Origin of the sequence: Massilia sp. UYP32, from assembly GCF_050434365.1 — a bacterium.
Lineage (GTDB): Bacteria > Pseudomonadota > Gammaproteobacteria > Burkholderiales > Burkholderiaceae_D > Telluria > Telluria timonae.
The window spans coordinates 20,440-41,616 of record NZ_JBNDIK010000029.1; the positions used below are offsets into that span (position 1 = coordinate 20,440).

The 21,177-nt window shown below is 64.0% G+C and carries 20 protein-coding genes; 7 read left to right on the forward strand and 13 right to left on the reverse strand.

The genetic code is table 11. The features are described 5' to 3' along the window. Nucleotides 1-294: 294 nt before the first annotated feature. From rimP to typA, 6 genes are all read left to right on the forward strand, one after another. Complete coding sequence (gene rimP / locus ABIB42_RS21215; RefSeq protein ID WP_005668553.1) at nt 295-783, forward strand: ribosome maturation factor RimP; 489 nt, start codon at nt 295-297, stop codon at nt 781-783. Further along, nucleotides 780-2,345: a transcription termination factor NusA gene (nusA, locus tag ABIB42_RS21220; RefSeq protein ID WP_005668556.1), complete on the forward strand. Its 1,566-nt coding sequence runs from the start codon at nt 780-782 to the stop codon at nt 2,343-2,345. The genes rimP and nusA overlap by 4 nt, the downstream gene beginning before the upstream one ends. 44 nt (nt 2,346-2,389) lie before the next feature. Continuing rightward, entirely contained in the window at nt 2,390-5,224 is a 2,835-nt protein-coding gene (gene infB, locus ABIB42_RS21225) for a translation initiation factor IF-2 (protein ID WP_184235090.1), read from the forward strand. 216 nt (nt 5,225-5,440) lie between these two features. Beyond that, nucleotides 5,441-5,869, forward strand: a complete 429-nt coding sequence (gene rbfA / locus ABIB42_RS21230; protein ID WP_005668560.1) for a 30S ribosome-binding factor RbfA — start codon at nt 5,441-5,443, stop codon at nt 5,867-5,869. Next, complete coding sequence (truB, locus tag ABIB42_RS21235) at nt 5,866-6,792, forward strand: tRNA pseudouridine(55) synthase TruB (protein ID WP_005668562.1); 927 nt, start codon at nt 5,866-5,868, stop codon at nt 6,790-6,792. Before rbfA ends, truB begins: the two co-directional genes overlap by 4 nt. A 255-nt stretch (nt 6,793-7,047) precedes the next feature. Beyond that, on the forward strand, nt 7,048-8,880 hold the full coding sequence (gene typA, locus ABIB42_RS21240; protein WP_005668564.1) for a translational GTPase TypA: 1,833 nt from the start codon (nt 7,048-7,050) through the stop codon (nt 8,878-8,880). Nucleotides 8,881-9,165: 285 nt separating this feature from the next. Here the strand turns inward: typA and ABIB42_RS21245 are convergent, their stop codons facing one another. From ABIB42_RS21245 to ABIB42_RS21255, 3 genes are all read right to left on the reverse strand, one after another. Further along, nucleotides 9,166-9,759 (reverse strand): hypothetical protein, encoded by a 594-nt coding sequence (locus ABIB42_RS21245; RefSeq protein ID WP_040777014.1) that lies wholly within the window; start codon nt 9,757-9,759, stop codon nt 9,166-9,168. Next, complete coding sequence (locus ABIB42_RS21250) at nt 9,740-9,967, reverse strand: CHAP domain-containing protein (protein WP_005668566.1); 228 nt, start codon at nt 9,965-9,967, stop codon at nt 9,740-9,742. The genes ABIB42_RS21245 and ABIB42_RS21250 overlap by 20 nt, the downstream gene beginning before the upstream one ends. Nucleotides 9,968-10,126: 159 nt before the next feature. Beyond that, nucleotides 10,127-10,621, reverse strand: coding sequence for an Hcp family type VI secretion system effector (locus ABIB42_RS21255; RefSeq protein ID WP_005668568.1), 495 nt, complete (start codon nt 10,619-10,621; stop codon nt 10,127-10,129). A gap of 287 nt (nt 10,622-10,908) precedes the next feature. Here ABIB42_RS21255 and ABIB42_RS21260 point away from each other — a divergent pair, with 287 nt between their 5' ends. Beyond that, the gene (locus tag ABIB42_RS21260) at nt 10,909-11,367 is read left to right on the forward strand and encodes a hypothetical protein (RefSeq protein ID WP_157225638.1); all 459 of its coding nucleotides are present in this window, start codon (nt 10,909-10,911) and stop codon (nt 11,365-11,367) included. 28 nt (nt 11,368-11,395) lie between these two features. Here ABIB42_RS21260 and fliD read toward each other — a convergent pair whose 3' ends face one another. From fliD to ABIB42_RS21310, 10 genes are all read right to left on the reverse strand, one after another. Beyond that, nucleotides 11,396-12,724, reverse strand: a complete 1,329-nt coding sequence (gene fliD, locus ABIB42_RS21265; protein ID WP_005668572.1) for a flagellar filament capping protein FliD — start codon at nt 12,722-12,724, stop codon at nt 11,396-11,398. Between the two features lie 142 nt (nt 12,725-12,866). Continuing rightward, nucleotides 12,867-13,904 carry a hypothetical protein gene (locus ABIB42_RS21270; RefSeq protein ID WP_429248956.1) on the reverse strand — a complete coding sequence of 346 codons (1,038 nt, stop codon included), beginning with the start codon at nt 13,902-13,904 and terminating at the stop codon, nt 12,867-12,869. 5 nt (nt 13,905-13,909) lie between these two features. Continuing rightward, nucleotides 13,910-14,821, reverse strand: a complete 912-nt coding sequence (flgL, locus tag ABIB42_RS21275; protein WP_005668577.1) for a flagellar hook-associated protein FlgL — start codon at nt 14,819-14,821, stop codon at nt 13,910-13,912. A gap of 10 nt (nt 14,822-14,831) precedes the next feature. Then, complete coding sequence (gene flgK, locus ABIB42_RS21280) at nt 14,832-16,211, reverse strand: flagellar hook-associated protein FlgK (RefSeq protein WP_005668579.1); 1,380 nt, start codon at nt 16,209-16,211, stop codon at nt 14,832-14,834. 101 nt (nt 16,212-16,312) lie between these two features. Next, nucleotides 16,313-16,651 carry a rod-binding protein gene (locus ABIB42_RS21285; protein WP_005668581.1) on the reverse strand — a complete coding sequence of 113 codons (339 nt, stop codon included), beginning with the start codon at nt 16,649-16,651 and terminating at the stop codon, nt 16,313-16,315. After that, nucleotides 16,651-17,760 (reverse strand): flagellar basal body P-ring protein FlgI, encoded by a 1,110-nt coding sequence (locus ABIB42_RS21290; protein ID WP_071360158.1) that lies wholly within the window; start codon nt 17,758-17,760, stop codon nt 16,651-16,653. The genes ABIB42_RS21285 and ABIB42_RS21290 overlap by 1 nt, the downstream gene beginning before the upstream one ends. Before the next feature lie 7 nt (nt 17,761-17,767). Continuing rightward, nucleotides 17,768-18,421: a flagellar basal body L-ring protein FlgH gene (gene flgH / locus ABIB42_RS21295; protein ID WP_273027829.1), complete on the reverse strand. Its 654-nt coding sequence runs from the start codon at nt 18,419-18,421 to the stop codon at nt 17,768-17,770. Then, entirely contained in the window at nt 18,421-19,206 is a 786-nt protein-coding gene (gene flgG, locus ABIB42_RS21300; protein ID WP_005668586.1) for a flagellar basal-body rod protein FlgG, read from the reverse strand. Before flgG ends, flgH begins: the two co-directional genes overlap by 1 nt. Nucleotides 19,207-19,243: 37 nt before the next feature. After that, the gene (locus ABIB42_RS21305) at nt 19,244-19,969 is read right to left on the reverse strand and encodes a flagellar basal body rod protein FlgF (protein ID WP_005668588.1); all 726 of its coding nucleotides are present in this window, start codon (nt 19,967-19,969) and stop codon (nt 19,244-19,246) included. 9 nt (nt 19,970-19,978) lie between these two features. Further along, nucleotides 19,979-21,163: a flagellar hook protein FlgE gene (locus ABIB42_RS21310; RefSeq protein ID WP_005668590.1), complete on the reverse strand. Its 1,185-nt coding sequence runs from the start codon at nt 21,161-21,163 to the stop codon at nt 19,979-19,981. Nucleotides 21,164-21,177: the final 14 nt, after the last annotated feature.

A 21,177-nucleotide genomic window follows, 5' to 3' on the forward strand; every position in this document is an offset into this window, starting at 1 on the left:
AACCGTGCGCAGGTCGCGCATGCGTCGCCGGATCGGCGTAAAATGTTTCGCAGCCCATAGCACACTGCCAACTGTTGTTTAAAATCTCATTTATGGTATGGCGATTGCGAGAGAAGCGGAAAAGCAGTATAATTTGCAGCCTAATCGAAGTCCTTCCCGAACGTTGTATCCGCGAGTCGTGATGCGCGTGAAATTGGTGCAAGTGCTTTCATCTGGTTGGGTTGTAAGTACAAAAAGATGGGCAGATGCCCATTTTTTTTTTGGTAAATCGTTTTAAAGCCCTGGAGAAGTGCCGTGCAGCAGTTTGACTTAATCGCCACGACAGTCAGTGGACTCGGCTATGACCTCGTCGATGTGGAGCGGGGCGAGCGCGGGATCCTGCGTGTATACATCGATTTCCCGGCTGCCGACGCGGACGAAAAGGGCCCGATCACGGTCGAGGACTGCGCCAAGGTGAGCCACCAGCTGTCGCACGTGCTGACCGTGGAAAACGTCGATTACGAACGATTGGAAATTTCGTCGCCGGGCCTCGATCGCCCGGTACGAACCCTCGCCGATTTCGCCCGCTTCGCTGGCCATGAGTGCACGGTCAAGCTGCGCGTCGCGGTGCCGGGCAGCGCGAACCGGAAAACCTATACCGGTATCCTGCGCGGCGTCGAGAACGACAAGGTCGGTTTGGAATTTGACAGTAAAGATGGCCCGGCGTTGATGGAATTTACGCTGGCCGAATTGGACAAGGCACGTTTGGTGCCACAGGTGGATTTTAGGAGTCGCAAAGCATGAGTCGCGAAATTTTATTGCTGGTGGATGCGCTTGCGCGCGAAAAGAACGTCGACAAGGAAGTCGTTTTCGGTGCGCTCGAGTTCGCGCTGGCACAGGCCACGAAGAAGCGCTATGAAGGCGAAGTCGACATTCGCGTGTCAATCGATCGCGACACCGGCGAGTTCGAGACTTTCCGCCGCTGGCACGTGGTGCCTGATGAAGCGGGCCTGCAGCTGCCTGACCAGGAAATCCTGCACTTCGAAGCCAAGGAACAAATTCCTGATATCGAAGTCGACGAATACATCGAAGAGCCGATCGAGTCGGTCGAGTTCGGCCGTCGTTTTGCCCAGGACACCAAGCAAGTCGTGCTGCAGCGCGTGCGCGATGCCGAGCGCGAGCAGATCCTGCAAGACTTCCTGGAGCGCGGCGATTCGCTGGTGACCGGCACCATCAAGCGCATGGAACGCGGCGATGCGATCGTCGAGTCGGGCAAGATCGAGGCGCGCCTGCCGCGCGACCAGATGATCCCGAAAGAAAACCTGCGCATCGGCGACCGCGTGCGCGCTTTCATCCTGCGTGTGGACCGCAATATGCGTGGCCCGCAGGTGATCCTGTCGCGCACCGCGCCAGAGTTCATCATGAAGCTGTTCGAACTGGAAGTGCCAGAGATCGAACAGGGCCTGCTGCAGATCAAATCGGCGGCCCGTGACGCCGGCGTGCGCGCCAAGATCGCCGTGTTCACGGCCGACAAGCGCATCGATCCGATCGGCACCTGCGTCGGCATGCGCGGTTCGCGCGTGCAGGCCGTGACCGGCGAGCTGGGCGGCGAGCGCGTGGACATCGTGCTGTGGTCGGACGATCCGGCCCAGTTCGTGATCGGCGCCCTGGCCCCGGCGAATGTTTCGTCGATCATGGTCGATGAAGAAAAGCACGCCATGGACGTGGTCGTGGACGAAGAAAACCTGGCCATCGCGATCGGCCGTTCGGGCCAGAACGTGCGCCTGGCGTCCGAGCTGACCGGCTGGAAGATCAACATCATGACCGCCGAGGAATCGGCGAACAAGGTGGCGCAAGAAACGGCCGCGATCCGCGCGCTGTTCATGGAAAAACTGGACGTCGACCAGGAAGTGGCCGATATCCTGGTTGAAGAAGGCTTCTCGAGCCTGGAAGAAATCGCATACGTGCCAATTTCCGAGATGCTGGAAATTGAATCGTTCGACGAAGACACCGTCAACGAACTGCGCACCCGCGCCCGTGACGCGCTGGTGACTGAGGCGATCGCTTCCGAGGAAGGTCTCGAAGGCATGGAAGAAGCTCTGGTCAATCTGGAAGGCATGGACCGCACCGTTGCCGGCAAGCTTGGCCTGGCTGGCATCAAGACGGTCGAAGCATTCGCGGCGCTGGCCTATGACGAATTCGGCGCCATCCTGGCGTTGTCGTCGGACCGCGCCCGCGACCTGATCAAGAGTGAATTTAATGATGTGACCGACGACGAGATGAAACTGGTCGACAGCAAGTACGACGACCGGGCGAAAGCACTGCAGGCGAAAGCCTGGAGCCTGGCTGAAACGGCCAAGGCTTGAGCATTTCTTTATCATCTGTCGCGACACGTAGAAAAGAGGACTGAATGGCGAGTAACAACGTAGCCCAATTTGCCACCGAGCTGAAGATGCCTGCAGACCTGCTGCTGACCCAGCTGCGTTCGGCCGGCGTCGAGAAAAGCTCGACGTCAGATCCCTTGTCGAAAGATGATAAGGACAAGCTGCTGAACCATCTGCGCCGTACCCACGGCGCCGCCGATACCGGCGAGAAGAAGAAGATCACGGTGACGCGCAAGGAAACCAGCGAAATCAAGCAAGCTGATTCGTCGGGCAAATCGCGCACCATCCAGGTCGAAGTCCGCAAGAAGCGCACCTTCGTGCAGCGCGACGACCTGGTCACGACCAAGGCCCCCGAGGAGCCGGTGATCGACGCCGCCGAACAGGCGCGCCGCGAGGAAGAATCGCGCCGCCAGGCCGAGCTGATCGCCCGTCAAGAGGCCGACCTGCGCGAGAAGCAGGAACGCCTGGCCAAGCTGGAAGCCGAAGAAAAGGCGCAAGCCAAGGCGGCTGAAGAGCAGGCCAAGCGCGAAGCCGAAGAACAGGCCAAGCGCGACGCCGCCGACAAGGCTGCCGCCGACAAGGCCGCCAAGGAAGCCGCGGCGGGCAAGCAAGCCGCCGGCGCCGACGAAGCGGCCAAGAAAGCCGCCGAGGAGGCCCAGGCTGCCAAGGAAACCGCCGCCAAGGAAGCCGCCGAACGCGCTGCCGCCACCGAGCGCGCACGCAAGGCCGTGGCCGACGAAGTGGCGCAGATCAAGCTCATGATGAGCCAGCCACGCCGCGTGATCAAGGCGCCGGAACCGGCGCCGAAGCCAGCCGCTCCTGCGGCTGCCGCCGGCACGCTGCACAAGCCTGCCGATAAAAAGCCGGGCGAAGTCAAGAAGGACGACGCCAAGAAGCCGGGCGACAAGAAGTCGATCAAGTCGGCCAATGTGTCGTCGACCTGGTCGGACGACGCCAAGAAGCGTGGCGGCCCGAGCGTGAAGACGCGCGGCGGCGCCGGCGCCGGTGCCGGCGGCCGTGACGGCTGGCGCAGCGGTGGCCGTGGCGGCCGTCGCGGTCATTCGGACGATCGTGAATCGAACTTCCAGGCGCCGCTTGAAGCGATCGTGAAGGACGTGTTTGTACCGGAAACCATCACCGTGGCCGAACTGGCGCACAAGATGTCGGTCAAGGCATCCGAGGTCATCAAGCAGCTGATGAAGCTGGGCCAGATGTGCACCATTAACCAGGTGCTGGATCAGGAAACCGCGATGATCCTGGTGGAAGAGATGGGCCACAAGGCCTTCGCCGCCGCCGAGGACGATCCCGAGGCACTGCTGGCCGACCAGGGCGAGCACTCCGAGTTCGAATCGACTTCGCGCGCACCGGTGGTCACCGTCATGGGTCACGTCGACCACGGCAAGACCTCGCTGCTGGACTACATCCGCCGCGCCAAGGTCGCGTCGGGCGAAGCCGGCGGCATTACCCAGCACATCGGTGCATACCACGTGGACACCCCGCGCGGCATGATCACCTTCCTGGACACCCCGGGCCACGAAGCGTTCACCGCGATGCGTGCCCGCGGCGCGAAAGCGACCGACATCGTCATCCTGGTGGTGGCGGCGGACGACGGCGTGATGCCGCAGACGAAAGAGGCGATCGCTCACGCGAAAGCCGCCGGCGTGCCGCTGGTCGTCGCGATCAACAAGATCGACAAGCAGGGCGCCAACCCGGATCGCGTGACCCAGGAACTGGTCGCCGAAGGCGTGGTGCCTGAAGAGTACGGTGGCGAGTCGCCATTCGTGCCAGTGTCGGCGAAAGTCGGCACCGGCATCGACGACCTGCTCGAGAACGTGCTGCTGCAGGCCGAAGTGCTGGAACTGAAGGCGCCGACCGAGTCGCTGGCCCGTGGCCTGGTGGTCGAAGCCCGTCTGGACAAGGGCCGCGGCCCGGTCGCGACGATCCTGGTGCAGTCGGGCACCCTGAAGCGCGGCGACGTCGTGCTGGCGGGTTCCTCGTTCGGCCGCGTCCGCGCCATGCTGGACGAGAACGGCAAGACGATCGCCTCGGCCGGCCCGTCGATTCCGGTGGAGATCCAGGGCCTGACCGAAGTGCCGAGCGCCGGCGAAGAAGTCATGGTCATGGCCGACGAGCGCAAGGCGCGTGAAATCGCCCTGTTCCGTCAAGGCAAGTTCCGTGACGTGAAGCTGGCCAAGCAGCAAGCCGCGAAGCTGGAAAACATGTTCGAGCAGATGGCCGAAGGCGAGGTGAAGAACCTGCCGCTGATCGTCAAGACCGACGTGCAGGGTTCGCAGGAAGCGCTGGTGGGCTCGCTGCAGAAGCTGTCGACCTCGGAAGTGCGCGTGCAGATCGTCCATGCGGCGGTCGGCGGCATCACCGAGTCGGACGTCAACCTGGCGACCGCATCGAAGGCAGTCATCATCGGCTTCAACGCCCGTGCCGACGCCCAGGCGCGCAAGCTGGCCGAGGCGAACGGCGTCGACATCCGTTACTACAGCATCATTTACGATGCGATCGACGAGATCAAGACCGCACTGTCGGGCATGCTGGCGCCGGAGAAGCGCGAGACCGTCACCGGCCAGGTCGAGATTCGCCAGGTCATCCTGGTGTCGAAGGTCGGCGCGATCGCGGGCTGCCTGGTCACCGATGGCGTGGTCAAGCGTACCTCGTCGGTCCGCCTGCTGCGCAACAACATCGTGATCTGGACCGGCGAGATCGATTCGCTGAAACGCTTCAAGGACGACGCGAAGGAAGTGCGCGCCGGTCTCGAGTGCGGTCTGTCGCTGAAGGGCAACAACGAAATCCAGGTCGGCGACGTCCTGGAAGTGTTCGAAGTCACCGAAGTGGCGCGTACGCTGTAAGCCACGCCGTTGGCGTACCATGGGGGCCAGGACGCTTCGCGGCAATGTCGCGGAGGGCCTGGCCCTTTTTTATCACGTCATCCCCGCGCAGGCGGGGACCCAAGTTCGCTCGCTGGACGACTGCCCCCAGCAGAGCCACTGAACTTAGAAACTTGGGTCCCCGCCTACGCGGGGACGACGGTGAATTGAAGCTCACAAAAGAACAAGCAGCACATCATGGCTAAACACAGCAAAAGCATTCCACAGCGCGGCCTGCGCGTGGCCGACCAGATCCAGAAGGACCTGTCGGAACTCATCGCCTTCGAACTGAAGGACCCGCGCGTCGGCATGGTCACCATCAGCGAAGTCCAGCTGACCCCCGACTACGCCCACGCCAAGATTTATTTCACCCTGCTGAAGGACAGCGCGGAAGAAGTGCGCCAGACGCTGGAAGGCCTGTCCAAGGCGTCCGGCTACCTGCGCAACATGCTGGGCAAGCGCCTGCACATCCACACCTTGCCGTCGCTGCACTTCGTGCACGACACCTCGACCGTGCGCGGCATGGCGATGTCGGCCCTGATCGACCAGGCCAACGCCACCCGCGCCAAGGACGATCCGGAGTCGAATCCCGACGCGCAGGAAGCCGACCCGGCGGAGAAAGAGTGAACGGTCGTCCCGCGAAAAAACCGCGCGACCTCGTCGACGGCGTGCTGTTGCTCGACAAGCCGGTCGGCCTGTCCTCGAACGACGCCTTGATCCGCGCCAAGCGCGTGCTGAACGCGAAGAAGGCCGGTCACACCGGCACGCTCGACCCGTTCGCCACCGGCTTGCTGCCGCTGTGCTTCGGCGAAGCGACCAAGTTCTCGCAAGACCTGCTCGAGGCAGACAAGACCTATGAAGCCACGGTCCACCTCGGCATCATGACGAATACCGGCGACACCGAGGGCGAGGCCATCGAGACCCTGCCGGTCGACGTCACCGTGGAGCAGATCGAGGCGGCGCTGGCGCGGTTCCGCGGTCCGATCCAGCAGGTGCCGCCGATGTATTCGGCGCTCAAGCGCGACGGCAAGGCGCTGTATGAATACGCGCGCGAGGGCATCACGCTCGAGCGCGAGGCGCGGCCGGTGACGATCCACGCGCTGTCGCTGATCGACTACCAGGCGCCGTTCCTGAAGATCCGCGTCACCTGCAGCAAGGGCACCTATGTGCGCGTGCTGGGCGAGGACATCGGGGCCGCGCTCGGCTGTGGGGCGCACCTGAACGCGCTGCGCCGGATCGAGGTCGGTGCGCTGGACGTCACGGGCATGATCACGCTGGATGAGCTGCTGGCGCACCCGGACCCGCGCTCGCTGCTGCGGCCGGTCGATGCGCTGTTGTCGACCTTCCCGTCGATCGAACTGGATGCCGAGCTGGCAAGGCGTTTCCTGCAAGGCCAGCGCCTGGCGCTGGGCAAGGAAGATGTCGCCGTGCCGGAACAACAGGGCAGGGTGCGCATCTACCACGACGGCCGCCTGCTCGGCACCGGCCAGCTGGGCGAGTACGCCATCCTGGCGCCGGAGCGCCTGATCTCGACCGCGCCGGCAGCCTGATCGCTTTTCCATCGGGCATGTCACGCGGCTGTCACGGACGGCGGCTAATCTTCCACCACGCTGCCACCGTGACAAGCTGTTGAAATTCCGTTGAAAATTCGTGCCTTTCGGCGCCGAGATTCAGACTGGCCGGCTTACCATGCTATACTAGTCGGTTTCCGAAATCAGCAGTATCGGACTTGCAGTTCCAGTACACGCAGTTCCAGTACACGCAGTTCCAGTACATTTCGTACACCACGTTACTTCTCAAAAATCATGTCAAACACCAAACGCGCGATTCGTAATATCGCAATCATTGCCCACGTTGACCACGGCAAGACCACGCTCGTCGACCAGCTGCTGCGCCAGTCCGGCACCTTCCGTGAAAACCAGGCCGTGGACACCCGCGTCATGGACTCGAATGATCTCGAGAAAGAGCGCGGCATTACCATTCTGTCGAAGAACTGCGCCGTCGAATACGAAGGCACGCACATCAACATCGTCGACACCCCGGGCCACGCCGACTTCGGCGGCGAAGTGGAACGCGTGCTGTCGATGGTCGACTCGGTGCTGCTGCTGGTCGATGCGCAGGAAGGCCCGATGCCCCAGACCCGCTTCGTGACCCGCAAGGCGCTGGCGCTGGGCCTGAAGCCGATCGTCGTCGTCAACAAGATCGACCGTCCGGGCGCGCGCGCCGACTGGGCGATCAACCAGACCTTCGAACTGTTCGACAAGCTGGGCGCGACCGACGAGCAGCTGGACTTCCCGATCGTCTACGCCTCGGGCCTGAACGGCTACGCCGGCATGGACGAAAGCGTGCGCGGCGGCGACATGAAGCCGCTGTTCGACGCCATCCTGAAATACGTGCCGGTGCGTGACGACAACCCGGACGGCCCGCTGCAGATGCAGATCACCTCGCTGGACTACTCGTCCTACGTCGGCAAGATCGGCATCGGCCGCGTCAATCGCGGCACCGTCAAGACCGGCCAGGATGTGCTCATCCTGAATGGTCCTGATTCGACCCCGATCAAGGGCCGCATCAACCAGGTGCTGAACTTCAAGGGCCTGGAGCGCGTGCTGGTCGACTCGGCTGTTGCTGGCGACATCTGCCTGATCAACGGTATCGAAGAAATCGGCATCGGCTCGACCGTCTGCGCCGTGGACACCCCGGAAGCCCTGCCGATGCTGACCGTCGACGAGCCGACCCTGACCATGAACTTCATGGTCAACAACTCGCCGCTGGCCGGCCGCGAAGGCAAGTTCGTCACCAGCCGCCAGCTGCGCGAGCGCCTCGAGCGCGAACTGAAGGCCAACGTCGCGCTGCGCGTGGCGCCGACCGACGACGACACCACCTTCGAAGTGTCGGGCCGCGGCGAGCTGCACCTGACCATCCTGCTGGAAAACATGCGTCGCGAAGGCTTCGAGCTGGCGGTGTCGCGTCCACGCGTCGTCTACAAGATGGTCGACGGCGTGCGCCAGGAGCCATACGAAAACCTGACCGTCGACGTCGAGGAAGCCAACCAGGGCGGCGTGATGGAAGAACTGGGCCGCCGCCGTGGCGACCTGCAGAACATGGAATCCGACGGTAAAGGCCGTGTGCGTCTGGAATACCTGATCCCGGCGCGTGGCCTGATCGGCTTCCAGGGCGAATTCATGACCCTGACCCGCGGCACCGGCCTGATGAGCCACGTGTTCCACGAGTACGCAGCGGTCGACAACAGCAAGGGTGACCTGGCCGGCCGTCGCAACGGCGTGCTGATCTCGCAGGACGACGGCGCCGCCGTCGCCTACGCGATCTGGAAACTGCAGGACCGCGGCCGCATGTTCGTCGAGCACAATACCCCGGTGTACGAAGGCATGATCATCGGCATCCACTCGCGCGACAACGACCTGGTCGTCAACCCGATCAAGGGCAAGCAGCTGACCAACGTGCGTTCGTCGGGCACCGACGAAGCGGTGCGCCTGGTGCCGCCGATCCAGATGTCGCTGGAATACGCCGTCGAGTTCATCGAGGACGACGAACTGGTCGAGATCACCCCGAAATCGATCCGCCTGCGCAAGCGCTTCCTGAAAGAGCACGAGCGCAAGAAGGCCAGCCGCGAGGCGTAAGCGAAATAGTCCAGGGTGCTCCGTCGCCCCAGGGCGAAAAAAATCCCGCTGCTTGCAGCGGGTTTTTTTTTGCCGGCGGCGGTAGGGTGGACGGCTACGCCGTCCACGTGGTGATGGTTGGCAGATAATTCATCCGGCACAAGATCGGCATCGATAACTATCACCGCGTGGGCCGTCCACGCGGCGATGGTTGGCTTCCGAACGACCACGCCTGAAAGCGGAGCCGTGGTTGACTTCAAAGCGGGTTCGCTTACCGAGGAGTCAACCAGGAAGGGTTGGCTTTATCTATTTTTCTCGAAGGTCACGAAGCGATGCTTTAATCTCTTCTGGAAGTGCGTCGAGATCGATACGCTGATTGGTTATCTCGACACGAAGCTTATATGCTCCACCGAACGCATTCTTCATCCGCGTTGCAAAATTATTCGCAAGCTTTTGGACAATATGCTGCGGAAGCTCTTCATCGAATAGACGATCTGCGAAAGACTGCCGGGCGTCCGCGTCGATGAGCTGACACTCATGCCCGTTGACTACCAGAAGAAGCCCATAGCCCCCAGCGCTGTACCTTGGAAAGTCTGGGGGCTCTGGCTTGCTCCTGATCTCGTATCCGTTGACGAGATAGAAGGTTCGTCCGGTCGCGTCGCCAGCCAGGCCGAAAACAAACCAAACCCCGCGCATGTGCTGATTTCCCGAGAGGGCCTCGCACTTTGAGACGACTTGCTGCGGCACAGGTTCAAAATGGATCTTGGTGGGTTCGTAGCGCAAGCCGATGAGCGGATCTTGAAGAAAGCGAGGCTGAGCCTGAGCCTGAGCGAAGAACGGTCCGCCCGCGATGAGGAACATGGCGAGCGCGACAAAATGCTTAAGGGCGATAGAAGACATGGGCGGGCCTCTTTCTTCGGTAGCCGGGGCCGGACCAAAAGTCGATCTGGCGAAAATCGGAGATCCAAATGCGTCCATCAAAAGCGGCGATGTGCCCTGAGGGGTTTCCGCCCTCGTAAGGCTGAAGCACAACAACGTCGCCTTTCATGGGAATAAACTTGTCTGAGTCTTCGACCGTCAGTTGATGAAAGCCGAGGCGCAGCAGCATAGGCCCCCAATCCTTGGCGTCAACGGGATGCGCTCCTTTCGTGTGTGCGCCGCCGGCAGCCAGAGCCTGGCGAACGAATCTAGCGCATTTGCGTTGGCTCCGCGCCTCCGATTTCTCGCGAAGATGCGCTGTAAACCTTTCTACATCGATGTACATGGCCTAGCACGCGATCCGATTCTGATTCAGATCCCAGCCGCCTAGCGTGGAGCCGCCGCTGCCGCCACCGATCTTTTGCTGGCTGTAGCGCCACTTTACCCTTGAGAATTTGAGGCACACATTCTCGGACAACAATGAGCCGGCCTCGATGCTCGGGGTGATCTGCCCGACAAGAACGTTTTCAAGCTCGATCTCGAAATACTTGATGGGCTTGCCGTCCCCGTCGGCGCGCATGAATTCAAACTTGGCTTTCGGGATGGTTTTGCCGGTAGCGCAGGTCTGCATCAAGATGGGCGAAGCCAAATCCGCGATCTTGTGAAACATGATGTCGTCAAGCTCGCAGCGCTCGGCAGTGTGTCCGCCCGCCGATGATACGCACGCCGAACGCGGTTGCATGATCCCCCAATGGACTGAGCTGCATTCGATCCAGTCCTTATGCCCGCTGTCCTGGGACTCGCCCTTAATCCCATCAATTTGCAGATAGACGTCGCTTGCCATGGAACCTCCGAGAATGTTGATTTCGAGGCCACATTCTTGCCCGGCTCTGCAGTAGTAGAGTTGGCGGGCCTCAAGGTATATCCCGTTGGGTCACTCGCCGTCGGCCGGTATTGGAGTGATATCAGTGGAAAGGCAACCATGGACGCTCCAGAAGTTCCTTGCAAGTTAAAACTGACGCCCGACAAGCTGCTGATCCCGGCGGCTGGCATGGCCACCCAGAGATTTCCAGGCAACGCTGGAAAGCCCCTCGGCCAAGAAGACCAAGAATGAACATATGAGGACAAGCGATGAATGGGCTACGACTCCTTGGTTTCGCAGGAATGCTGGCGGCCATGTTTGCTAGCGGTATGGCATTTCAAAAACTTGGAGCACCAATGATGCAGAACGCGACTCACTTGGAACTACAGGAGCCGCTCCTGCTGGAAGTGCTCACACCTGAAGCACAGCAGAGGGCCTACCACATGCTGCCTGCAGGAACCGCTCTTTACAAAGATTACGCGTTTCCCGAAGGGCATACCCGGTACATCGTCTATGTGAACATCAAGGCGCCGGTCGCAACCAGGACAGTCGTCTCCGACAAGCCGAACTTTACAGCGCCGCTCTGGGGCGAGCCAGTGAGACCCGAAGACCTTCCTATGCTGCTGGCGAACACGCCGGTGTCCAAGGCCGATCTTGTCCGAATACTGAAGGCCCGAAAGATGACGCGTGAAGAACTGGCGCAGATTGTCAGGGAGTGGCAAGACTAAGAACCACTCCCGATACCCCTATACGATATCAGGCCATGTAATCGAACGACGACATCGGTCGCCCGAGCCCGCCGCCGAACAGCAGTCCGCCACCGCTGCCGGCCAGCTGGTATTGCTGGGCCATGAGCGTGGCCTGGCGGGTCACGGTGTCGATCACCTTGTCGCGCTGCTCGAGCAGGCGGTCGCGCTCGCGCATCACGCTGGCCGCCTCCACCCCGAGGCTGCCGCTGGCGCCGATCTGCTTGTTGACCTGATCGACCAGGCGGTCGGCCAGGCCGCCCTGGTCGCTGAACACCTTGTTGGCGCGCGCCGGATCGGCGGCGATGGCCGCCTTGAGCTTGTCCTCGTCCAGCACCAGCGCGCCATCCTTCTGGGTGATGCCGAAGCCGGCCAGGTCGCGCACGCTGCTGCCGTTGACGATATTGCCGATCTGGGCCCGCATCCGCAGCAGCGTGGCGTCGGAGCGGTCGTCGCCCATTTCCAGCTTGCCCAGCTGGGTGTTCAGGTCATTGAAGGCCTTGACGAAATCCTTGACGTTGCCCGCGATCGCGGCCGGATCGCTGCGCACCTCGACCTCGCTCTTGCCGGTCTCTTTCAGGGTCAGGTCCAGGCCGGGGATGGCCTCGGTGACCGCGTTGGTGGCGGACGTGACGGTCTTGCCGTCGACCACCAGGCGCGCATCCTGGGCCGCGGCCACCTGCTGCATGCCGCCTTCCGTGCCCGGCTGGTAAGCGAGCAGGCCCCCCAATACCGGATCGCCGGCGACGCTGACGCGCATGCCGTTGGCTGCGCCCGTTGCGCCGGTCAGGCTCAGCGCATAGCCGTCGCCATCCTTGGCGACCCCGGCATCCAGGCCGGCTTCGCGCATGGCCTTGGCAATGCCTTCGAGGCTGCTGTTGCCCGGATCGATGCGCACCGTGGTCTTTTTGGCATTCGCGCCGGTTCCGGTCTCGACCGTGATCACGCTGGCGCCGCCGGTTCCCAATGCCGCGTCCTTGTCCGCCACCGCCCTGGTCTCCAGCGTCTGGCCCTGGGCCAGTTGCTGCACGTCGATCGTATACTTGCCGGGGTTGGCGGAAGCGGCGCTCAGCTTCGCCGACAGGGCACTGCCGCTGGCGCTCGCCAGCATGTCGAGCTTGCCGCCGGTGAGGCCGGCCGCGACCGAGCGGAAGCCGTCCAGCGCCAGCGCCATCTTGCCGATGGACGACAGGCGCGCGTCGTCGCGCTTGACCTGGGCATCGATGATCTTCAGCCCGGGATTCTGGGCCAGCAGCGATTGCGTCAGGTTGGTGCGGATGTCGCCGTATTGGCTGGCGGCGGGCTGGGACGCGAGTCCGGTGGTGGAAGTTGTCAGCATGGCTCGATAATCCTGGTCGGGAATGTCGTGCAACCGAAGGTTGCTACCATTGCTTTATCGCATGAAAATGCAGCCGTGACCAGTCATCGATTGTATCGGTGGCCGGAACGGTCAAGTCCCGGCCATCCTGGTGCAGCTCAGCTCAGCGCAGGCCGAGCAGGGCGTGCACCCGTTCGCGGCTGACGCCGACCAGGGCCGAGGTGATGGCCAGCAGCGACTCGTAGTCGTGGCTGGCGGCGGTGGAAGCGAAGTCGCCCGCGATCATGGCCAGTTCGGCGCTCGGGATCTCGGGCTGGGCGCTGCGCGCCATGGCGGTGCTCAGCGCCAGCGAGGCGGCGTCCTGCGAGCGGCGCACCCGGGCCAGCGCCTGCACCACTTCGCGCAGGCTCTGGCGCAGGGCGTCGGGGTTGCCCAGTTCCCATTCTTTCGGCTCGAGCGAGGATGGCAGGGCGACCGTGTCGACCCGGCCGCGGCCGGTCACCGCGATCGCATCCTTGACGCCGGAGAACGTCGATTCGCTGGTGCGGAACACCAGTTCGCGGTCCTGGTCGAGACCGGCGCGCACCTTGACCGGGGCCAGGGTGCGGTCCAGGCGCCGGGCGATCTCTTCCGGCGTCATGCCCGGTTCGATCGTGGTGGCCAGTTGCGGGCCGCCGGCGCTGCCGACCGAAAAGCCCAGGGTCTGCGTGCCGCCGGCCTTGAGCGAGGCGATGTCGAGGCCCTGGATGCGGAAGCGCTGCTGGGCGCCCTGCACCGCGTCGAAGTCGAGCTGGGCGTCGAGGCCGTCGCCGGCCTGCTGGCGGCGCGCCTCGAGGGCGGCGCTGAGCTGGCGCACGCGCGCTTCGAGTTCGCGCGAGGCGGCGCCGCGGCCCGACAGGCGCGCGCTGAGGTCGGCCTTGAGCGCTTCGAGCTGGCTGGCCATGCGTTCGAGGTAGTCGAGCGCCTGCTGGGCGCGCGCCACTTCGCCCTGGTTCTGCTGCATGCCGACGCCGCGCCGCAACGGGCTCGCCGTCGGCGCGCTGCGGCTGACGGCGCGGTCGGCGGAGCTCGCCGGCGGCACGGCATGGGCGCGTCCGGTGGCCGACGTGCTCTGGGCGCCGGTGTTGCCGCTGACGGCGCCGCCGTTAGGGTTGGCGCCGCTGGCGGTCGTCGTGCTGGTTGGTCTGAGCAGTGCTTCCATGGCCGTCAGATCGCATTGAACAGGCTCAGGTTGCCGATCTTGGCATAGGCCTTGTAGGTCGCCTGCAGGGCGGTCGAGTAACCGTTGAGTTCAGTGGCGGCGACGCCGACGTCGAGCGCGCCGATGTCGGTGATCGCCATCTTGTTCGACAGGCTGATGTTGGCGTGGTTGTCGTCCAGGGTCTTGATGATGTTCTGGCGTCCGCCCAGGTCGGCGACCTTGCTCGAGATCAGCGCCTGCGCATCGTCGAAACCGTTCAGGTTGGCTTCGAGCACGGCGCGCACGGCCGGGTCGTTGGGCGTGGCGCCCGGTTGCGACATCACCTCGATGGTGGCGTCGATCTGGTTCAGCAGCTTCTCGAGGCCGGCCAGGTTCTCGTTGGCGGGCTGGGTCAGGCCGTTGCCGACCACGACCAGCTGGGCATTGGTATTGGCGGCGAAGCTGTAGCGCGCGCCGGCGTCCGCGTCCGCGTCGAGCGCCAGCGGCGCGGTCTTGGTCGCGGTGCCGGCGAACAGGTAGTTGCCTTCCTCGTCGATCGTGTTGGCGGTGTAGAACAGGCTGTCGCGCAGCGATTGCAGCGGCGCGATCATGGCCTTCAGGTCGTCCGGCGTGTTGGCGCCGTCCAGGGCCCAGACCAGCTGGTCGCGGCCCGGGATCATCTCGGTAACCATATTGCTCAGGTAGCCTTCCGACTTGGTCAGGCGCAGCTGGAGCGAGGAGATATTGCTGCGGTACTGGCCGACCGTGGACTCCTCGCGCGCCAGGCGCGACAGGCGCACGCTGTCGACCGGGTCGTCCGACGGCAGCAGGATGCGCTTCTGGGTGTCCAGCTGGCGCATGATGTAGCTGAGCCGCTCCTGGTTGTTCTGGAGCGACTGGTTCATCGTCGATTGGTATTGGGCAGTGGCGATACGCATGCTGCTCTCCTTATTGCATCATGGCGAGGGTGGCGTCGAACAGCGAATTGGCGATCGAGATCACCTGCATGTTCGCCTGGTACATGCGCTGGAACTCCACCAGCTTGACCGCTTCCTCGTCTTCGTTGACGCCGCTGGTCGACTGCCAGTCGTTGATCGACTGGACGCGCACGGTCTCGGCGGTTTTCAGCGCGGCCTTGTTGATCTTGCTGTCCACGGCCAGCTTGCCCAGCATCTGGGTGTCGGCGTCGCTCAAGAGGACTTTACCGATGCCCGGCAGGGTGATCGATTCGCTCTTGAGGGCGGCCAGCTTCTGCAGGTTGCCGGTGTCGCCCGGCTCGCCGTCGCTCGAGAAGGCCAGGTCCTGGGCCTTGAAGCCTTCGACCGTCTTGAGCATGTTCGCGCCGCCGCCTGGGGTGTAGACGAACAGCGGCGTGCCGTTCGGCTCGTCGGCAGGCGAGGTATAACCACGCGCCAACTGCTCGTTAACGAGGGTGGCGATCTGCTCGGCCAGCGAGTCGACGTCTTCCTGCAGCGGCAGCAGGGTGTTGATCTCGAACTGGGTCAGGCCGCCCAGCTGGCCGCCCATCTTGCTGGCGTCGAGCGCGAAAGTCGAGCTGGCGAAGGTGATCGAGAACCCCTGCGGCGAATCTGCGGTCGGGGCCGCTTTAAGGGTGCCGCTCATGCTGCCGATCACCAGTGCCTGGCCGCTCTTGAGCGAGACGTCGCGGCTGCCGTCACCATTGTCCGATACCTCCAGCGCCATCTTGCTCGACAGGTCGTCGATGGCCTGGTCGCGCGCATCGATCAGGCTCGACGCCGACACGCCGCTGGCCTGGGTCTCGATGATCTGCTTGTTCAGGCGGGCGATGGTGGCGATGTCGACGTTGGCCGAGTCGACCAGGGCGCTGCGCTGCTGGCGCACCGAGGTCAGCTGGGTGTTGAAGACGTTGTTCAGGCCATTGAAGCGCTCGCCCATCAGGCCTGCCGCGGTCAGCACCTGCTGGCGCAGCGGGGTCGAACCGGGGTCGCCGGCCACCGCGTTGATCGCCTTGAAGAAGTCGTCGATGCCGGCCGACAGGCTGGCCGAGGCGTCGCTCATCACGCTCTCGAGCTGGGTCAGGTAGGGCTGCGACTGCGAGTACATGCCCTGCTCGGAATTGGCGCGCCACATGGCCTGGGTCTTGTAGTTGTCCGAGAAGCGCAGCAGCGAGGTCACCTGCACGCCATTGCCGGCCGAGCGGCCGCTGGCATCCGGACCGACCGCCATCAACAGCGCCGACTGGCGGGTATAGCCCTTGGTCTGCAGGTTGGCGATGTTGTGGCTGCTGGCCGACAGTGCGAGCTGGGCGGCGAGGGCGCCCGACAGGGCATTATTGATGATCGTCATGATGCGAATTCGTCCTCGATACAGGCTTAACCTGCGTTAACCTAACAGGGCGACCGATTATTGCCGTTTATTAAGTATTAGATGTAAATCGGGTCGACCGCTCAGCGCTTGCCGGTGGTGGCGCCCGGCACCAGCTGGCGCAGGATAGCGTCGGCGATGCCGAAGGCGCGCTGGCCGGCCATATTCCCGGCCAGCAGGTCGTCGGCCATGTCCTGCATGTCCTGGTTGACGCGGTTGTTGAACACGCTGTCCTCGGCCGCCATCGCGCGGGTCGAAGAACGCATCGTGCGCAGCATGTGGCTCACGAAAAAGCGCTCGAATTCGACCGCGGCCTGGGTGGCTTTCGCCACGTAGGCCGGGTCGGGCTGGTCGGCGGCGGGCGCGACCGGCGCGTCGGTGTTCGGGGTCAGGCTGCCGTTGCGAAGATCGTCGATGCGCATCAGATCACCACCAGTTCGCCTTCGATCGCGCCGGCCTGGTCGAGGGCCTGCAGGATCGCCATGATGTCGTCGGGCGAGGCGCCCAGGCTGTTCACGGTGTCGATGATGGTCTGCAGGCGCGCGCCCGGCGGCCAGCGGAACATCTGGCCCGAGCCCTGGTCGACCGACAGCTTCGATTCCGGCGTCACCGCGGTCTGTCCGCGCGCGAACGGGCCCGGCTGGCTGACGCGCGAGCTTTCCGAGATGATCACCTTGAGCGAACCGTGGGTCACGGCGGCCGCCTTCACGCGCAGGCCGTCGGCGATGACGACGGTGCCGGTGCGCGAGTTGAACACGACTTTCGGCACTTCGATGCCGGCTTCGACGCTCAGCGCGTTCAGGGCGGCCACAAAAGCGACGCGCTCGGTCGGATTCTCGGGGGCGATGACTTCGACGCTGGTGCCGTCCAGGGTGGTGGCGATCGGGCCGTAGCGCTTGTTGATCGCGTTGACCACGTTGGTGGCGGTCTCGAAGTGCGGCTGGCGCAGGCGCAGCATCACTTGCGGGCGGGTCGCGAAGTCGGTCGCGATCTCGCGCTCGATCATGGCGCCGTTCGGCACCCGGCCGGCGGTGGGGGTGTTGACGGTGACCGAGGAACCGCTGCGGCCGGTGGCGTTCAGGCCGCCGACCACCACATTGCCCTGGGCCAGGGCATAGATCTCGTTGTCGGCCGCGCGCAGTTGCGTGAGCAGCAGGGTGCCGCCGCGCAGGCTCTTGGCGTCGCCCAGCGAGGAGACGGTGACGTCGATGCTCTGGCCGCGGCGGTAGCCGGGCGGGAAGGTGGCCGAGACCATGACGGCGGCCACGTTCTTGTTCTTGGCGTCCTCGCCTTCCGGCAGGCGCACGCCGAACTGCTTGAGCATATTGATGACCGACTGGCTGGCGAACTTGACCTGGGTCGAGTCGCCCGAGCCGTTCAGGCCGACCACCAGGCCGTAGCCGACCAGCGGGTTTTCGCGCACGCCTTCGACGCTGACCAGGTTGCGCAGGGCTTGCGCGGCCTGGACCGGCAGGACGGCGCCGGCCAGGACGGCGGCGAGCAGGAAAGGAACAAAGCGGCGCAGGTTCATGTCATCCTCAGAACGGCAGCCAGGGGCTGTTGAAGAAGCGCGTCAGCCAGCCCGGCTGGTTGGCCTCGGCCAGCGCGCCGCGCGCCGAATAGGCGATGCGGGCATTGGCCACGCGCAGCGAGGACACGCGGTTGTCGGCGTCGACGTCGGCGGCGCGCACGAAGCCCTTCAGGCGCACGAATTCCTCGCCCTGGTTCAGCATCAGGTTCTTTTCGCCGGCCACGCGCAACAGGCCGTTGGGCAGCACTTCCTGCACGATCACGGTCAGCGAGCCGGACAGCGCATTCTGCTGGGTGCTGGTAGCGTCGCCCTGGAAATCGCGGTCGGCGGTGATGTCGACCGCCGCCTTGTCGTAGACCTTGCCCAGCGCGGCGAGCGGAGAAATGCCAATGGAAGACCCCTTCGAGATGCTGGTGCCGGCGCGCTTGCTGGCCTGGGTCGTCTCTTGCAGGATCACGGTGACGGCGTCGCCTACGCGGTAGGCGCGGCTGTCCGAGGTCAGCGAGACGGTGTCGGCGGTGAACACGCCGCCCGAGACGCCGCCGCGCGCCATGCGCTGCAGCGGCATGTGGTCGTCATCGTCGTCGCGCATGGCGACCTGCGCCGGCGTGGCGCAGCCGGCCAGCACCATGACGCAGAGCAGGGCAGCCAGGGCTTTCATCAGCGCGCCGCCTGCGACAGGTATTGCAGCATATTGTCGGCCGCCGACAGCACCTTGGTGTTCATCTCGTAGGTGCGCTGGGCGGCGATCATGTCGACCATCTCTTCGACCACCTGCACGTTCGAGCCTTCCAGCGCGCCCTGCTTCAGGGTGCCGAAGGCGGCGTCGCCCGGACGGCCTTCGTTCGGCGCGCCGCTGGCGGCGGTTTCCTGGAACAGGTTGTCGCCCAGGGCCAGCAGGCCGGTCGGGTTGATGAAGGCGGTCAGGTTGATCTGGCCGATTTCCTGCGGCGCCGGCTGGTTCGGGAAGGTCACCGAGACCACGCCGTTCTCGCCGATGGTCACGCCGCTGGCATTTTGCGGGATCGTGATCTGCGGGACGATGGCCAGGCCTTGGGCATTGGTCAGGGTGCCGTTCGGATCGACCTTCAGCTGGCCGGCGCGGGTGTAGGCCGGTTCGCCGTTCGGGCGCAGCACCTGCAGGAAACCGTTTCCCGAGATGGCGACGTCGAGCGGCTGGCTGGTGGTCTGCAGGCTGCCGTTGGTGAAGGCTTTCTGGGTGCCGACCACGCGCACGCCGTTGCCGAGCTGGACGCCGCCGTTGACGGTGTTGTCGGCGTTCTGGGCGCCCGGCTGGGCGTCGACCTGGTAGAACAGGTCTTCGAACACGACGCGGTCGCGCTTGAAGCCGACGGTGTTGACGTTGGCCAGGTTGTTGGCGATGGCCTGCAGCTTGGCATCCTGTGCCTGCACGCCGGTCTTGCTGATCCACATTGCTGGATTCATGGTTGCTCCCTAATTAAGTGTCGCCTTATTTCGCGATTCAGGCGCCGATGAGCCGGTTGCCCGACTCGTTCATGCTGTCGCTGGCCTTGAACATCTTCATCTGCAGTTCGAAGCTGCGGTTCAGGCTCATCACGGCCACCATCTCCTCGACCGCCGAGACGTTGCTGCCTTCGAGGGCGCGGCCGCGCACGGTGACGTTCGGGTCGGCCGCGAGCTGCTCGCCGTCGCGCGTGACGATCAGGCCGGCTTCGTTCTTGGCCAGCTGGGCGCCGTCGGCGCTGACCAGCCGCAGGCGGTCGATGATCTGGGTGAGGGTGCCGCCTTCGGGCATCACCGAGATGGTGCCGTCGCCCGCGATATCGACCGCGGTGTGCGGCGGCAGCACGATCGGCCCGCCCTCGCCCAGCAGCGGGCGGCCACCCACCGACAGCGCGCCGTTGGCGTCGATGTCGATCGCGCCGGCGCGGGTATAGGCTTCGCCGTTGTCGAATTCCACCGCCAGGTAGCCGTTGCCGTTGACGGCGACGTCCAGCGCGCGGCCGGTGTCGCGCACAGTGCCGTTGCGGGTCGAGACGGCATCGGCCATGCCGCGCGCCAGGTGCACGTCGTCGTAGCCGTAGCCGGCCAGCGCCTGGCTCGAGGCCAGTTCGATATTGGCGCGAAAGCCCGGGGTGTCGGCATTGGCCAGGTTGTTGGCGCGCACCTGCTGCGCCTGCAGGGTGCGCTGGGCGGCGCTGACGGCGGTGAAGATGAACTTGTCCATGGCCTATGCTTACAGCGCCTGCATCAGCGACTGCATCATCTGGTTCTCGGCGGTGATCACCTTCGAGTTGGCCTGGTAGTTGCGCTGCGAGGTCATCAGGCCGACGAGTTCCGAGGTGATGTCCACGTTCGAACCTTCCAGCGAGCCCTTGGACAGCTTGCCGCCCAGTCCTTCGCCCGGTACGGTGTACAGCGGCGCGCCCGAGTTGGCGTTGGCGACCCAGGTGGTGTCGCTGGTCGGGACCAGGCTGCCCTCGTCCGGGAAAGTGGCGAGCGCCACGGTGCCCACGACCTGCTGCTGATCGTTGCTGTACTTGGCGACGATCGAACCGTCCTCGGCCAGTTCTACGCCGATGAAGGTGCCGGAAGCGTAGCCGTTTCCGCGGTTCGTCGTCGTGGTTGCCTCACCGCCGAATTTCGTCGTGCCGGTATAGTCGAAAGAAACGGTGACAGGATTTGCGCCAGGGACGTTGAAGGTCAAGGCTCCGCTCATCACCGAATCGGCTTCCAGCTGGGCGTCCTCGTCGAAATTCAAAGTATGCGTGACAGTCGGGGCGGCGCCATTGACGCTGTAACGCACGCTCACCGTATTGTCGTCGGTCTTGATGAAATATTGCGATACCGTGTGCTGGCTTCCCAGCGAGTCGTACACCACGGACTGTTTGACCATGTTGTAGCTGTTTGCATTGGCCATATCGAACGGCGTCACGGTCGGAACTTTCCAGTCTGCAGACATATTGCCCGTATAGCTGACCTTGTCACTAGGCTCAGCCGGAATTTGACCGGTCGGAACAGCGATATCGCCAATCGCGCCACGCACGCCGTTGACGGTCGGGCCATAGCCCTGCACGCGCTTGCCGGTGGCGTCGACCAGGTAGCCGTCGGCATTGGTGTTGAAGATGCCGACGCGCGAGTACGAGACCACGCCCTGGGCGTCGCGGCTGGTGAAGAAGCCGCGGCCGAGGATGGCGGCGTCGAGGCCGCGGCCGGTGGTCTGCAGGCTGCCGTTCTTGCCGATGTCCTGGGTCAGCGAGCCGACCTGCACGCCGTTGGCCATGTCGCCCGCGTACACCGACGAGAAGTTGGCGCGGCTGCTCTTGAAGCCGTAGGTGCCGGCGTTGGCGATATTGTTCGACAGGGTGTTCAGCTGCTCGTTGATGGCCTGGATGCCCGACAGGGCGATATTGAAGCTCATGGGGAATCCTTTGC

Coding starts and splice junctions, on each gene's coding strand:
- flgH (WP_273027829.1), bottom strand. CDS start 18,421: ATGAAAGCCCTGGCTGCCCTGCTCTGCGTCATGGTGCTGGCCGGCTGC.
- ABIB42_RS21270 (WP_429248956.1), bottom strand. CDS start 13,904: ATGGAAGCACTGCTCAGACCAACCAGCACGACGACCGCCAGCGGCGCC.
- fliD (WP_005668572.1), bottom strand. CDS start 12,724: ATGCTGACAACTTCCACCACCGGACTCGCGTCCCAGCCCGCCGCCAGC.
- nusA (WP_005668556.1), top strand. CDS start 780: ATGAGTCGCGAAATTTTATTGCTGGTGGATGCGCTTGCGCGCGAAAAG.
- infB (WP_184235090.1), top strand. CDS start 2,390: ATGGCGAGTAACAACGTAGCCCAATTTGCCACCGAGCTGAAGATGCCT.
- ABIB42_RS21250 (WP_005668566.1), bottom strand. CDS start 9,967: ATGCTGCTGCGCCTCGGCTTTCATCAACTGACGGTCGAAGACTCAGAC.
- typA (WP_005668564.1), top strand. CDS start 7,048: ATGTCAAACACCAAACGCGCGATTCGTAATATCGCAATCATTGCCCAC.
- ABIB42_RS21245 (WP_040777014.1), bottom strand. CDS start 9,759: ATGTCTTCTATCGCCCTTAAGCATTTTGTCGCGCTCGCCATGTTCCTC.
- ABIB42_RS21260 (WP_157225638.1), top strand. CDS start 10,909: ATGAATGGGCTACGACTCCTTGGTTTCGCAGGAATGCTGGCGGCCATG.
- flgK (WP_005668579.1), bottom strand. CDS start 16,211: ATGACGATCATCAATAATGCCCTGTCGGGCGCCCTCGCCGCCCAGCTC.
- rbfA (WP_005668560.1), top strand. CDS start 5,441: ATGGCTAAACACAGCAAAAGCATTCCACAGCGCGGCCTGCGCGTGGCC.
- ABIB42_RS21285 (WP_005668581.1), bottom strand. CDS start 16,651: ATGCGCATCGACGATCTTCGCAACGGCAGCCTGACCCCGAACACCGAC.
- ABIB42_RS21290 (WP_071360158.1), bottom strand. CDS start 17,760: ATGAACCTGCGCCGCTTTGTTCCTTTCCTGCTCGCCGCCGTCCTGGCC.
- flgL (WP_005668577.1), bottom strand. CDS start 14,821: ATGCGTATCGCCACTGCCCAATACCAATCGACGATGAACCAGTCGCTC.
- ABIB42_RS21305 (WP_005668588.1), bottom strand. CDS start 19,969: ATGGACAAGTTCATCTTCACCGCCGTCAGCGCCGCCCAGCGCACCCTG.
- ABIB42_RS21310 (WP_005668590.1), bottom strand. CDS start 21,163: ATGAGCTTCAATATCGCCCTGTCGGGCATCCAGGCCATCAACGAGCAG.
- flgG (WP_005668586.1), bottom strand. CDS start 19,206: ATGAATCCAGCAATGTGGATCAGCAAGACCGGCGTGCAGGCACAGGAT.
- ABIB42_RS21255 (WP_005668568.1), bottom strand. CDS start 10,621: ATGGCAAGCGACGTCTATCTGCAAATTGATGGGATTAAGGGCGAGTCC.